The organism is Pedobacter nototheniae (assembly GCF_032678625.1).
Classification (GTDB): Bacteria; Bacteroidota; Bacteroidia; order Sphingobacteriales; family Sphingobacteriaceae; genus Pedobacter; species Pedobacter nototheniae_A.
The window spans coordinates 50,313-64,746 of record NZ_JAVTSO010000005.1 but is presented as its reverse complement, the minus strand read 5'-3'; the positions used below and the strand labels follow the sequence as shown (position 1 = coordinate 64,746).

At 38.9% G+C, this 14,434-nt stretch carries 12 protein-coding genes; 4 read left to right on the top strand and 8 right to left on the bottom strand.

Features of this window, described 5'->3' with window-relative positions; genetic code table 11:
• Window position 1 precedes the first annotated feature (1 nt).
• The 4 genes from R2Q77_RS15130 to R2Q77_RS15115 form a co-directional block, all read right to left on the bottom strand.
• Entirely contained in the window at window positions 2–1,510 is a 1,509-nt protein-coding gene (locus R2Q77_RS15130; RefSeq protein ID WP_316804568.1) for a RagB/SusD family nutrient uptake outer membrane protein, read from the bottom strand.
• Window positions 1,511–1,528: 18 nt separating this feature from the next.
• On the bottom strand, window positions 1,529–4,888 hold the full coding sequence (locus R2Q77_RS15125) for a TonB-dependent receptor (RefSeq protein ID WP_316804567.1): 3,360 nt from the start codon (window positions 4,886–4,888) through the stop codon (window positions 1,529–1,531).
• Window positions 4,889–5,100: 212 nt separating this feature from the next.
• On the bottom strand, window positions 5,101–6,273 hold the full coding sequence (locus tag R2Q77_RS15120) for a FecR domain-containing protein (RefSeq protein WP_316804566.1): 1,173 nt from the start codon (window positions 6,271–6,273) through the stop codon (window positions 5,101–5,103).
• 180 nt (window positions 6,274–6,453) lie between these two features.
• Entirely contained in the window at window positions 6,454–7,032 is a 579-nt protein-coding gene (locus R2Q77_RS15115; protein ID WP_316804565.1) for an RNA polymerase sigma-70 factor, read from the bottom strand.
• 172 nt (window positions 7,033–7,204) lie between these two features.
• On the opposite strand from R2Q77_RS15115, the gene R2Q77_RS15110 reads away from it, so the two are divergent.
• The 3 genes from R2Q77_RS15110 (at window position 7,205) to R2Q77_RS15100 (ending at window position 10,064) form a co-directional block, all read left to right on the top strand.
• A complete protein-coding gene (locus R2Q77_RS15110; protein WP_316804564.1) occupies window positions 7,205–7,507 on the top strand; it encodes a helix-turn-helix transcriptional regulator in 303 nt (100 codons plus the stop codon).
• Between the two features lie 11 nt (window positions 7,508–7,518).
• On the top strand, window positions 7,519–8,619 hold the full coding sequence (locus R2Q77_RS15105) for an NADH:flavin oxidoreductase (RefSeq protein WP_316804563.1): 1,101 nt from the start codon (window positions 7,519–7,521) through the stop codon (window positions 8,617–8,619).
• A 554-nt stretch (window positions 8,620–9,173) separates the two neighbouring features.
• Window positions 9,174–10,064, top strand: coding sequence for a pirin family protein (locus R2Q77_RS15100; RefSeq protein ID WP_316804562.1), 891 nt, complete (start codon window positions 9,174–9,176; stop codon window positions 10,062–10,064).
• Between the two features lie 279 nt (window positions 10,065–10,343).
• Here the strand turns inward: R2Q77_RS15100 and R2Q77_RS15095 are convergent, their stop codons facing one another.
• Window positions 10,344–11,522 (bottom strand): hypothetical protein, encoded by a 1,179-nt coding sequence (locus tag R2Q77_RS15095; RefSeq protein ID WP_316804561.1) that lies wholly within the window; start codon window positions 11,520–11,522, stop codon window positions 10,344–10,346.
• Entirely contained in the window at window positions 11,519–12,157 is a 639-nt protein-coding gene (locus tag R2Q77_RS15090; RefSeq protein ID WP_316804560.1) for a sigma-70 family RNA polymerase sigma factor, read from the bottom strand. Before R2Q77_RS15090 ends, R2Q77_RS15095 begins: the two co-directional genes overlap by 4 nt.
• 173 nt (window positions 12,158–12,330) lie before the next feature.
• On the opposite strand from R2Q77_RS15090, the gene R2Q77_RS15085 reads away from it, so the two are divergent.
• Window positions 12,331–13,194 carry a hypothetical protein gene (locus R2Q77_RS15085; RefSeq protein WP_316804559.1) on the top strand — a complete coding sequence of 288 codons (864 nt, stop codon included), beginning with the start codon at window positions 12,331–12,333 and terminating at the stop codon, window positions 13,192–13,194.
• A 56-nt stretch (window positions 13,195–13,250) separates the two neighbouring features.
• Here the strand turns inward: R2Q77_RS15085 and R2Q77_RS15080 are convergent, their stop codons facing one another.
• Both R2Q77_RS15080 and greA read right to left on the bottom strand, forming a co-directional pair.
• Window positions 13,251–13,649, bottom strand: a complete 399-nt coding sequence (locus tag R2Q77_RS15080) for an HIT family protein (protein WP_316804558.1) — start codon at window positions 13,647–13,649, stop codon at window positions 13,251–13,253.
• Window positions 13,650–13,734: 85 nt separating this feature from the next.
• Window positions 13,735–14,208 (bottom strand): transcription elongation factor GreA, encoded by a 474-nt coding sequence (gene greA, locus R2Q77_RS15075; protein ID WP_131537690.1) that lies wholly within the window; start codon window positions 14,206–14,208, stop codon window positions 13,735–13,737.
• Window positions 14,209–14,434 lie beyond the last annotated feature (226 nt).

Here is a 14,434-nt window from a genome sequence, read left to right as displayed (position 1 = left end):
ATTAATTATAGCCTGGATTTTGTTTGATAACACCTTTGGTAAGGTCAATTTCTTGTTGCGGAATAGGTAACAACTCACTTTTACCGGCTTTATAACCCGAAGGTCCTAAAACGGTAACCGCTCTGCCGCTACGAACCAAATCAAAAAAGCGATGCCCTTCGGTAGCCAGTTCCAGTCTGCGTTCGTTAAAAATATTATCTAAAGTTGCAGGCACAGAAGTTAAACCAACACGGGCCCTAACCGCATCCAGCAGTTCTTTTGCACGGGCAGCGCTGCCACCACTTCTAACCAAAGCTTCGGCTTGCATTAAATAGGTATCAGCCAAGCGGATTTCGATTTCGTTAATTGGCCAGTTTAATTCTGCTGTACCACTTCCGGAGCGGAATGCTTTTAAGGGTGCGTATTTTTTAATAAAATAATCAGTATTCTGGTAACGGGTGTTGTAAGTTGCACCAGCAGCCTTTAAAGCCTTTCCGTCTATAATAGTTGCATCAAACCGTGGATCGTTCTTTAATGCGTTTACTAAATCTAAAGTAACCGGACAAAATCCCCAGCCACTGCTGTAGGTATCGCCGTTATAACCATCCATCCCAATAAACTGTGTAGCCACATTCCCTTCGCCTCCGTTTACCCAACCCCAATCGCCCCAGGCAGCCAAATTAGTATGTGGAATTTCTAAAATAGATTCAGCATTGAATTTATTATCTGGTTTAAAAATATCCGCATAGTTGGGCAATAAACTGTAACCATAAGCATTACCGGTTTTGTTCACATCTTCCAGTAAGGTTGCAGCTTCGGCAATTTTAGCATTATCATTTTCTGTTAAAAGTACTTTTGCCAGTAAAGCTTTGCCGGCACCCTGCGATATTCTACCTTTTTCAGCAGTAGAAACGGTTATCGGTAAACCCGGATACGCATCTCTTAAATCTTTTTCAATTTGTGCGTAGGTTTGGGCAGCCGGCACTTGTACCTGCGTATATAAATCAGCTGTAGCAATTACATCTGTCATTAAAGGAACATTGCCAAATAAACGCACCAGATCAAAATAGAAATAAGCCCTTAAAAATTTCGCTTCAGCCGTAACACGGGTTTTAAAAGCTGCACTTAATGTGGTTGATTTGGCTATTTTATTTAAAATCAGGTTTGCACGGTTAATGCCGGTAAAGTTTTTAGACCAAAGCCCAACCTGAGGACCAACGCGCGAATCCATGTTAAAATTATCGTAAGCCACCCAGTTTGGCTGATCGGAGGCGTTACTACCACCGGCAAAACAATCGTCGGAGGCCGCACTTAACAATGGCATTTTCATTGTATAACCACCGGTTGTACCCCACTGCATAACATCGTACACAGAGATAAGGCCCTGGAAAACTTCTGTTTCATTTTTATAAAAATTATCCTCCAAAGCCGTACCTCTTGGGGTAAGCTCTAAAAAATCTCGTTTGCAGGATACTGTTATTAGCGTAATGGCCAAAAACAGTGTTGAATATTTTATGTTTATAAATTTCATGATCGTGATGTTTAAAGATTAAAAACCTACATTTAAACCGAAATAGAAGGTTCTGGCCTGCGGATAAAATCCCCTGTCTACGCCAAAACTACCCCCACCAACTTCCGGATCGTAACCTGTGTATTTGGTTACGGTAAACAGGTTATTGCTCATTGCATAAACCCTAACCTTATTTAAACCAGCTTTCCTAACTAAGTCTTTTGGTAAAGTATAACCTACCTGAAGTGTTTTTAATCTGAAATAAGAACCATCTTCCAAGAACAAACTCGATACCCTGCTGTAATTTTTATTTTCATCCTGCAAGGTTACACGTGGCATGGTATTCGTTGAACCTTCGCCTGTCCAGCGATTTAAAATAGAAGTGCTGTAATTTGAGGTTGGCAAATCAAAACGTCTTAAACCATTAAAAATCTGATTACCTGATACACCCTGACCAAATACTGTGATGTCGAAATTTTTCCATGAACCTGAAAAAGTAAAGCCATACGTAAAATCAGGATTAGAATTTCCTATAAAGGTCCGGTCAGCATCGCTGATTAAACCATCACCATTTAAATCGAGGAATTTAATATCACCAGGCTTAGCATTTGGCTGAATTAAACCACCGCCAGTATTTTTATAATTATTAATTTGTTGCTGGTTTTGGAATAAACCATCAGATTGGTAACCATAAAATGATCCAAAGGCATAACCCACGGCAGTTCTAATTACCTCAAGCGCCTGTGGCGTAATGGTTTGTGCATTCGGGATGTAATCTTTGTCATCACCTAAATACAAGATTTTATTTTTGATGAAAGAAGCATTGGCCAAAACTTTAAAGGCAAAGTCGCCGATTTTTTTATTGTAGCCTAATTCAAATTCGAAACCTTTATTGCGTAAAGTTGCCAGGTTTGCCATCGGGCCGGTATTGCCAATGTAAGACGGAACCGCCTGCCTTAACAACATACCATAGGTTTTCTTATTAAACCAGTCAACCGTTAAGGTTAAGCCTTTAAGTAAATTGGCATCAAAACCAATATCAGTAGCAGAAGTTTCTTCCCAGATTAAATCGGGATTAGATAAGGCGTTAGGGCTTACGCCGTTAACCAGACTTTCGCCGGCGCCAGTACCTAAAGAATAGTTTCTGCCACCACTAACTGTTGCTAAATAAGAGAAAGCGGGCATCCTGTCGTTTCCGTTGATACCATAAGATCCCCTGAATTTCAAAAAGGTAACCACGTCATTTTTAGGGAAAAAATTCTCTCTTGAAGCCACCCATCCTACCGATGCAGAAGGGAAATTTCCATATTTATTATTTGGACCGAACTGGGAAGAACCGTCTCTTCTGATGATACCGGTAAATAAATATTTTTCGTCGTAATTATAAATTAAACGTCCAAATACAGAGTTCAGGGTAGATAACCCTTCGCCACCATAAAAATCATTATTTATCCTGGCCACGGGAAATTGTAAAGAAGCATCTCTCAGATTATCTACCGGAATACCCTCTTTTACGCCACCCTGGGTTTCACTTTTATCTTTTTGTGCAGAGTAGCCCAATAAAGCCGTTACAACATGTTTATTTATGGTTTTATCGTAACTTAATGTGTTTTCTAACGACCAGAATAAACCGCGGTTAGAATTACGTGTATAGGCCGTTAAGATGGATTGATTAACAGAATTTAAATAATAAATTGGCCTGAAACTTTCATCCCCCCAGAAAGATAAATCTGCACCACCTGTACTTCTGGCCTTCAATCCTTTTATAAATTCTACCTCTACATATACATTGCCAACCACTTTATCAGACCAGCTTTTACCTTGCGAAACCTGTAGTGCTGCAATTGGATTTAAAACTTCTGATTGTGCATACTGTGAAATTCCATAAGGGAAACCTGCAGCATTTCTAACCACCGGATTTTGAAGATAAACTGATGCGCCGTATTTAGCCGGGTCGGTTTCTACAACCGGTGTAAGTGGGTCCATGTTAATGGCCCTGCTTAATGGCGAGCCATATTCTGAGTTGGTACTTACACCTATTGAGTTAATTCTGGTATACCCAATGGTGTTACCAAATTTTATACTTTTTGTAATTTTATGTTCTGAATTAAAACGGGCAGTAAAACGCTTAAACTTAGAGTTTGAAGTGGCTACAATTCCATCCTGATCAAAATAACTGAATGAACTAAAATAAATGGATTTATCATTCCCGCCACTTAAACTTAAATCGTGGTTTTGAATCATGGCATGATCGTTAAATACAGCGGCCTGCCAATCGGTACCTGCACCATACTGGGTTGGATTTGGGAAACGCACGGCAGTAACTCCATCAGCCAGCTGTGCTTCGTTATACAGCGTGGCATATTGGGTTGCATTTAGAAGTTCTAATTTTTTAGAAGCAGCTTGTGTACCTAAATATCCATTGTAATTAACCTGTATCTGGCCGGAGTTTGAGCCTTTTTTAGTACTCACAATAATTACACCGTTTGCTGCACGGGTACCATAAATGGCCGCTGAAGCCGCATCTTTTAAAACCTCGATAGATTCTATATCTGCCTGGTTCAGGTATTCAATCCCGCCATTAATTTGTACTCCATCAACAATAAATAAAGGATCTGAGTTTCCTATGGTTGTTGTTCCCCTAATCCTCAACCGCGCACCTTCGCCCGGCTGACCTGAATTGGTGGTTACTGTAATACCGGATGTTCTCCCTTGCAGGGATTGCTCTACCCGGGTTACCGGCATGTTTTCCAAATCAGTAGCTTTTACCTGCGAAATTGCACCTGTAACCACACTTTTCTTCTGTGTACCATAGCCAATTACAACGGCATCGGCTAATAAACCGGCCTGAGGTATTAGCTTTATAGTTAAATCTGCTCCAACGGTAGCTTTTATTTCTTTGTTTTCATAACCGATGTAAGAAGCCACCAAAGTGGCATTTTCGGGCACATCACGCAAACTAAACGTTCCATTGGCATCAGTTACAGTGCCCTGGTTTGTTCCTTTTACTTTTACACTGGCTCCAATCATAGGCAAGCCCGATTCGTCAATAACCTTTCCGCGTACATCAATGTAAGCCATCAAAATCAATGGCATTCCATCTGCTGCTTTACGATGAATAATAATGGTATTGTTTTTAATGGTATAACCCAATGGCTGTTCATTAAAAATTAGCCTCAGCGCTTCTTTAATATCAATATTTTTCAATTCGATATTTACGGGTTTAGCTTCTTTTAAAAGTTCTGTATCGTATAAAAAACTATAGCCAATACTCTTATTTAACTTGCGAAAAACTTTGAGTAGCGTGGTGTTTTTTTCAGACAGGGTTACATTTTGTGCACTTGCTCCGAAACTAACTTGAAGAAAGGTGGTGATTAATAAGACGAAAGTCAGTTTCATAATCAACAAAAATTTAAACAGGCTGCCCTTAGGTTTGGGAAACCATTCAGTATAAAAATTCATATATTTGGTTATTAGGTTTAGAATAGTTGTATCTCACAATTTTACGATTAGAATAAAGCCCTAATTATAACCGGGAGCGTTGCCGCGCTTTCGGTTTTTTAGTTCTGCTAAATCCTAAAATCATCTTTTTGATGATAAAAAGTATAGGTTTATGGCATAACTAAAATCCTCCTTCCCTCTATTTTAAAATGTACGGCACCTGTAGTTTCCAGCATATCCAAAACCTCGTTTACACTGTTAAACCTGGAAATGCGCCCGCCAAACACTTTATTAATTCTATTGCCCCGATAGTCGATATCTACATCATACCAGCGCGAAATTTTGTTCATAATGGTTTCCAAATTTTCTTCATTAAAACTAAAAACCCCATCAATCCAGCTCACGGCCTCCTCAGCATCAATATCTTTAATCAAAATTGAAGGAGACGACGCTTGAATAATGGATTGCTGGCCAGGTTTAAGCAGGTTAGCGTTTTTCGATTGTAGGTTTACAATCCTAACGCTACCCTCCACCAAGGTTGTTTTATTTGAGGGTTCATTACGATAGGCATTTATGTTAAAATGAGTACCTAAAACATCAACTTCCTGATCTCGTCCATTCCCTAATTCAGTAATCACTTTAAAGGGCACTCGTGTACCAGATTTATCCATTCTTTTGGCCACCTCGAAATAGGCCTCGCCTTTAAGCTCTACCACGCGGTCTTTCTTGTCAAAAGCCGTCGGGTATTTTAATTTAGATTCAGCATTAAGCCATACCCTTGTACCATCGGGCAAATTAACCTGGTATTGCCCGCCTCTTGGGGTTTCTATTGTATTATAAAGATTTTTGTTTTCTTTCTCTGTTGCCGGTGCAATGGTGTAAATCAATTCGCCTTTACTTGTTTTTGTAATGCTAATGCCTGCTTCCTGTGCAATTACACCATCTGTAGCATCCGTTAATGAAATTTTAGAGCCATCAGCCAGGGTGAGTGTTGCTTTGTTTCCTCCCGGACTGATTTCTTTAACTTCGTTTTTAACCTGCTGTAGGTTGGGTAAATTTTTATTTAGCTGGGAATAAATAACAAAGCCTATAAAAAACAAAACAACAGCAGCTGCGGCAATCCTGAATAATGAAATGTATTTTGCTTTAGTTTTAAGTGCCGTTTCTTCCTGAATAAAATCCCACATTTGGTTTTTGGCGCCCAGGATTTCTTCTTCGGTCAGGTCAGAATTTTTCTTGCTTAACTCCGTCAAATGCCACGATTCTACCAAGGTTTTTTCTTCTTCGGTACAATTTCCTTCATTATATTTTTCTAAAAGTTTTTCAACTTCCGGCTCTTCCATCTTAATTTATATTTGGCTAATATTAAACATGTAGGTTAAGTACCGGCCAGGTAGTAGATGAAATGAAAATATTTTTTCAGGATAGATTTAAATGCACATTATATCCGCCTAAACTTATTTCAACTCCGACAAAAAAAGTTTTGAATACCTTTAGCAGGTGTACGGAAAGGGCAATAGTTATTAGCCCAGTAAAAGAATAATCGCGAGCAGTAAAAAAGAGGTAAGTTTTAACCTTAATACCTTTAAAGCATTGCTCATTTGCTTTTTGACCGTTTTATCAGAAAGATGAAGGATTTCTGCAATTTCTTTCTGCGAAAGGTGCTGCTGGCGACTCATCTCAAAAATCATCCGCATTTTAGCCGGCAGTAAACTAATTTCTTTCTCAATAATTGATGCAAACTCCTTTTCCCTGATGTAATCATCGGTAATGCAACTGCCCTCATTGGCAAATTTTTGTAAAGAACTTAAGTAGTTGGATTTTGTTTTGTTGCGGTCAAGCCAGTCAAATATTTTATAACGGACGGCTGTATATAAATATGATGAGAGCTGAGATTTAATCTTAATGTTTGGATTACTCCAGAGGTAAACAAAAATTTCCTGCACAATATCCCGTGCATCTTCACGGTCAGAAACCATTTTACAGGCATAAACATACAACAAACCATTAAACCTTTCGTAGATCTCTTCGAAAGCACACTGATCCCCATTTTGCAATAAAATAAGGAGTTCGTTGTCAGTTAATGATTTATAAGTGTTCATTTGGTTAGGATGATTAAACGAATGTAAGAAATAGTTTAATTTAAATCCTAACATTTTTAACAATCATTTCCTCAATTTAAAAAGACTAAAACGGTTTATCAACTTATACATCAAATTGTAAACTTTACACAATTAATAGGCATATCGGGAAAAGTCGATATACATTTGCATCATGGAACAAGTAGAAATTTTTAAAGCGCTATCAAACAAAGCGCGTTTACAAATCCTAAACTGGTTAAAAAATCCGGAAAAAAACTTTCCTGAACAGCCGCATGCCTGTTTTGAGAAAGAAGGCGTTTGCGTGGGGCAAATTCAATTAAAAAGCGGATTAACACAAAGTACTGTTTCAGAATACCTTTCCATTTTATTGCGCGCCAATTTAGTTATTGCTACACGAGTGGGGCAATGGACTTATTACAAAAGAAACGAAGCAGCTTTTGAAAAGCTGAGTCAAATGATTAATTCAGAATTATAAATTGAATATATATGAACACAGATAGTTTATTCAGGCCATTTAGCCTTAAATCACTAAATATTAAAAATAGAATTGTGATGGCGCCCATGACGAGATCATTTTCTCCCAATGGCATTCCAACGGCTGATGTTGCCGCCTATTACCGTAAAAGAGCAGAAGGCGAAGTTGGTTTAATTTTATCAGAAGGCACAGTAATTAACAGGCCATCCTCTTCTGCTGATCCAAATATTCCTCATTTTTATGGTACCGAAGCTTTAGCAGGTTGGGAAAACGTAATTAAAAGCGTTCACCAGGCTGGCGGACAAATGGGTCCACAAATCTGGCATCAGGGTATTCACGCAAATCATGCTTCCGGCTGGCTGCCAAGTGCTCCATTTGAAGGCCCATCATCCCTTAACAGTCCCGGTTTTGAAAACGGCGTACCAATGACAGATGCTGCCATTGCCGATACCATTGCTGCTTTTGGGCAAGCTGCTGCTGATGCAAAAGCCCTAGGTTTTGACACTGTCGAAATCCACGGTGCACACCAATACTTAATCGACCAGTTTTTCTGGGATGCAACAAACAACCGTACCGATATTTATGGGGGCAAAACTTTAGCTGAGCGTACACGCTTTGCCGTTGAGGTAATTAAAGAAGTACGCAAAAGAGTAGGTGAAGATTTCGCATTGATTATCCGTTTATCGCAATTTAAACCTTCCGCCTACGATTTTAAGCTGGCCAAAAACGAACAAGAAATGGAACAATGGTTAACACCGTTGGCTGATGCCGGAATTGATATTTTCCACTGTTCGCAACGTCGTTTCTGGGAGCCAGAATTTGAAGGTTCTGACCTTAACTTTGCTGGTTGGGCTAAAAAAGTAACCGGAAAAACCACTATTTCTGTTGGTTCTGTTGGTTTAGACGGCGATTTCTTCGGTGCATTTGCCGGACAAAGTTCTCAACCAAGTTCTTTAGATGAGTTGGTGCGCAGAATGGATAGAGGTGATTTTGATTTAGTAGCGGTTGGCCGTCCGCTTTTAGCTGATCCGAATTGGGTAGAAAAAATTAAAAACAACCGTACAGAAGAACTTAAAGGCTTTAGCAAAGAAGCCCTGATGGAATTGGTATAATAATTTTTCTTTTTTATTAGTTAAAGAGGCGTCCGGAAGGATGCCTTTTTAGTTAGAATAGTTTTTCGAACGAAATAATTGGCTTAGCAAGGGCAAGCGCTCTTTAAGAAGTTTCGATGATCTAAAGAAATCAATACCTGTGATGCATTGGTCACGCCAACCCCGCCCTTTGCTTAATCCGACTGAAAAAGTCGGGATAACGCTGTCGGCCGGGTTTATTTTACTCCTGACAGTTGCATTACAGCTGCCACTTAAACCCGATCAAAGCGAGATGCCAATTTCCTTCAAATTGGCAGAAGCGGGAGCGGGATTGCAATAACCTAAAAGCCTCTACAATTGCTTTCAAAAAAAGTCGGATGATATAAGTTTTCTCAAATAGATTCGTTTTCGTTCAAAATAATGTCACAGTAGTTAGAATAGGAAGATGTTTTTCGTTCGCTTTCTCGTGATTATTCCCAGGCCTTATCTTACTATGCAATTAGTTAGTCAATAGATTTTCGCCTCAACTCCCGCAGTTTTTCCCTAAATTCACAACATCAAAAACAAACAGCACTATGTCAAATATTAAACTCATTATCGAAGAAAGACCCGCTAATATTGGTAATTTCATGGTTGGCAGATTATTGCCTTTCAGGGAAAAACGAATGGTTGGCCCATTTTCTTTTATTGATCATATGGGACCAGCTGCCTTAAAAGACCATCAAAACCTTGATGTTCCGCCGCATCCCCATATCGGTCTTTCTACCCTCACTTTTCTTTTTGAAGGAGAAATTACACACAAAGACAGTTTGGGTACAAACGTGGTCATTAAACCCGGCCAGGTAAACTGGATGACTTCAGGCAGCGGAATTGTACATTCAGAAAGAACGCCTGAATATTTACGCCATACCGATAAAATGCTTCATGGGCTACAGATTTGGGTGGCCCTGCCAAAAGATTTGGAACAAATGGAACCTGCATTTTTTCACGCCGATGAAACGGATATTCCTGGCTGGAAACAAGATGGTGTTGACTTTAAATTAATTGCGGGTGAAGCATTTGGTAAAAAGTCTCCTGTTCCGGTTTATAGTCCTTTATATTTTCTGGAATTAAAAAGCAGCAAAAAACAAACGGTAAATATTGGCCATGATTTATTCGGTGAAAGTGCTTTATATATTCTCGAAGGCGCAATAGAAAGTGAAGGTTATGTTTATGAACCTAAACAAATTTTAATTGCCAAAGATGCCAAGCTTTGTTCGTTTGAAATGCACGAAAATACAACAGTCTATATTTTTGGAGGAGAACCTTTTCCTGAAGAACGTTTTATTTATTGGAATTTTGTGGCTTCAGATAAAGAACTGATTGAAAAAGCAAAACAGAAATGGCTGGAGCAAAGTTTCAAACCGGTACCTGGTGAAACAGACTTTGTACCTTTGCCTGAGCCAAATCCTTATCATAAAAAGTAAAAGATGGCCATAAATCTCCGAATAACTTTAAGAAGCTGAAATAAATCGTCAATAACAGATTACGAAGATTGGTCGTCATTGCGAGGAGGAACAACAAAGCAATCTTTCCTGTTAGTTATTTTGCACCTAAATAATATCGCTTAGTTGAAAAGATTGCTTCACGCCCACGCAATTCCCCGTGCTTCCGTTCGCAATGACGATCGGTTAGGGTTGTGCCAATTACTTTTTTTCTAAGAAAACTGATCTCTCAGCATGACGGTGGGTTAGGAGACACGAGCCCTAATTCCGCTTAAACAAGTTCATATTTACCGAAACTGCTACACCTGTTGAGGATAGCTTTGAGTTGCCATAACCGATGTTGGTTAATGGAATTTTCATAAATGGCTTGGCACTGATGCTTAAATTGTTGTTTATTTTATGCTGAAACTCCACCCCTACATTGGCAATACCTAAATAATGTTGGTTGCGGTTTTTCACTTCAAACCCCTGCGGCCCCTGGTAAGCACCATCGTAAGTATAACTGTATTGCTCTTTTAACATTAAATAACTCGACAGCCCAGTACTTACGGTAATCACATTTCGACTGTTGCCGAAAACCTTATAATTTACATTTAATGGAATATCGATTACATCGCAGTTGGCATGGATATTTGTTGGTGCAACTTTAAAAACATAATTGGTATTTGGTCTGTACAAACTAAAATCCGTGTTGTAAATTTTCTTCGCATAAGCGGCACCTGTAGTGATACTCAGTTTTTTTGTCAGGAACATGGTGACTTCTATCCCAAAACTACCACTCAAATTATTTGTACCCGATTTCTGAACACTGGTTAAATCGGGTGCAGCCAAAATGCTCAGTACAAAACGCGATTTTTTCTTTAAAACCGGGGGTGCAATACGCTCGGTTTTACCAGTTGCAATACTGGCGATCAACTGTTCATTAAACTCTACTGAATCAATCTCAGCGCCCAAGGTTGGTTTATAGACTACGTTAGCCACAACGTTGGTACTGTAACCTCCCGTTTCGATTCCTTTCGGCGTTTTTTCTTTTACATATGTAATTTTTTCTGTTTGGTTATCTCTAATTTTTTTAGGGTTTTCAATTAGCGCCAAAGCCTCCGAACCTTTATTTACAGCCGGATTTTGCTCTTTTGTTGGCGTTTCGGTCGCCCCACCTGTACTTTTTTGTGGCTGATCATTATTTTTATTACCCGAGTTGGTTTTTACCACAGGATGAACACCAATTGGATTACCTGATAGTTTTACCAGTAAAAATACGATTAGTAACATTGCAGCAATTCCTGCTGCAGCAGCAAGCCAAACCATAGGCACAATTCTCCTTTTTGGCTTTGGATGCAATCTTTCCTCCAGATCATCCCAATCTAAATCATTAAAAGGAAGATCGGGGTTTTCCAATCCATCCTTAAATAATTTATCTATATCTTTTCCCTCTTTCATTGCATATTTGTATTTAACCTCATCTGTAAAAGGTTTCTATCTGCTCCCGAATTCCTTACCTGGTAAGTTTTCGCTTCAGTAGCTTTTAACATTTCCTGTAATTTCTGTCTCGCCTTAAACAGGTTCGACTTTGACGTACCTATCGATATTTGCAACATTTCGCCAATTTCTTCATGGCTGTAACCATCTATTGCAAAAAGATTAAAAACGGTACGGTACGCCGGGCTTAAGTTCTGAACCAATGCCAGCAGATCGTGATAAGCCAGCTTATCGTATACCGAACTTACCTGAGCAATATTTTCGTGATCCAGAATATCCACATGATCGGCAAATTTTAAATTGGCACGGTAATAATCTATAGCAGTATTGGTTATTATGCGCCCCAACCAGGGCATAAATGCTTTTGAAGTTTCGTATTTTGAAATATTTTTGAAGGCTTTAAAAAAGGCATCATTCAGTATCCCCGCAGCATCCAGCCGATCGTTTGTATAACGCAAACAAATGCCCATAGCAAAGCTATAGAAATGCTTGTATAGTACTTTTTGACTACCTCTTTCATTTCTAACACAGCCCTGAATATGCTTCTGTATAATATGTTCAGTATCGCTATTAGCGGTCACAAGTTCTCCTTTCAAAACACATTACGGTAGCGGATTATAAAAGGTTGCCTGAAAAATATTTTTTTTTGAAATTATTTTATTTCGTTGGTTTTAGCACAAAATCTTGATGCTGAAAGCAACCATTTACAACCCCGGGGCGTAATAGCAGCATACTCATTTATTAAAGTTAAAACTAAAAACGAAATCTTATGCTAATCTACTTAAAAAGAAACCTGTTGGCCATTAGCTGTATGGCCCTGGTATTTACTGCCTGCAAGAAAAATAGTTCGGAAGAACCTACAACTCCACCTGTTACCAACACTAATAAGGGAATCCAACTGGCTACAGATGCTAAATTTGGATCTGTATTACAAGATAAAGATGGAAAAAGCTTATACTTTTTCTCTTCTGATGCTGCCGGAACACCAACCTGTACTGGTGGTTGCGAAACAACCTGGCCACTTTATTATTCTGCCGATGCCAGTACTGACTTAAACCTGAACAAAGCCGAAGTTGGCGAAGTTACCCGCGCCGATGGCCGTAAACAAAGCACTTACCGCGGTTACCCGCTTTATTACTTTTCTGGCGATGCTGCAAAAGGTGATGTTAAGGGCGATGGTATTGGCGGAATCTGGTTTGTAGCAAAGCCTGATTATTCGTTGATGCTGGCCAACGCACAATTAATTGGTAATAACACAAAAAGCTATACTAATGCTTACGTAGAAGGAACGGGAACTACAAAGTATTTTACAGATGCTTTTGGAAGAACTCTTTATGCTTTTTCACCAGATAAGAATGGCGTAAACACCTTTACCAAAAGCACTACACAAGAAGGGATTTGGCCCGTTTACCAATCAGAAATACTTGGCCTACCTTCTTCCATAGCAAAGGCAGATATTGCGGTAATTACTGTAGCCACAATTAATAAAAAACAGCTCACTTATAAAGGGTGGCCATTGTATTATTTCGCATCAGATACTAAGAGAGGTGATAATAAAGGGTTTACCCAAGGAGGCATTGGCACTTTATGGTCAGTACTACAACTAAATGCTACGGTTGCTCCGGGACCTTAATCATTTGGGAATGGCGGGGTAGGATGGTCGGCTGATGTTTTCACAGTCGGCCTTTTTTATATTTCAGATAAAGCTTCTCTGATTTTTGCTGCGGCTTGTGCCAATTCTTCTTCTGTTGGCTTTAATTTTTCCTTACTAAAGTTCATGTCGCTCACATTATTCATCGGGATCAGATGAATGTGTGCATGCGGAACTTCAAGTCCGATAACAGATACGCCAACTTTTTTACAAGGAAAAGCAACTTTTAATCCTTTAGCTACAATTTTGGCAAACATCCAAAGCCCAACATATAAATCTTCCTCCATATCAAAAATATAATCTCTTTCGATTTTAGGAATCACCAGTACATGTCCGGCAGTTAAAGGCTGAACATCTAAAAAAGCTAAATATTCTACCGTTTCAGCAACAACATGTGCAGTAATTTCACCGGCAACAATTTTTGAAAATATGGTCATTTGAGGTGTGGGCTATAAGGTTAAAAGTATAAAGTTTGTAATAGCGGAGAGAAATGCCTCAGGCTTAAAGCTCTCCGCCTTTACCCTATCTTGAAATTTCTAAAACTTCAAACTGCATTTTACCTGCAGGTACTTCAATTTCGGCAAACTCCCCTACCGATTTCCCCAATAAACCCTGGGCGATAGGCGATTTAACAGAAATTTTTCCTGTTTTTAAATCAGCTTCGGTTTCGGCTACCAATTGATAAGTCATGGTTGCCCCGTTTTTAACATTTTTAATTTTAACTATAGATAGTGCAAGTACTTTTGATGTATCCAGTTTAGATTCATCAATTAAGCGTGCATTAGCAAGCGTATTTTTTAGTTTAGAAATCTTAGCTTCATGCAAACCTTGCGCTTCTTTAGCTGCGTCGTACTCTGCATTCTCAGATAAATCACCTTTATCTCTGGCCTCAGCAATTGCTTTAGATATTAGCTGACGACCGGTGGTAGTTAAATAATGTACTTCCTCTCTTAGTTTATCTAAACCCTCTTGGGTATAGTATGTTACCTCTGTCATTGCTCAATTAATTTTTATGTAATCCTATAAAAAACAAACAAGACTACATCGGCTTTAGGCCTACATAGTCTTGCTTCAATTATAACGAAGATAAAATGCTGAAATTACAAAAGCAAATAAATAATCATGTTTTTAGATTTATATCATTCTAAACCATCAGAATGCAATAGGTTTTTAGCTTTGTGAACAATAATGATCCTTGCAAAAAGTATATAGTACATATACG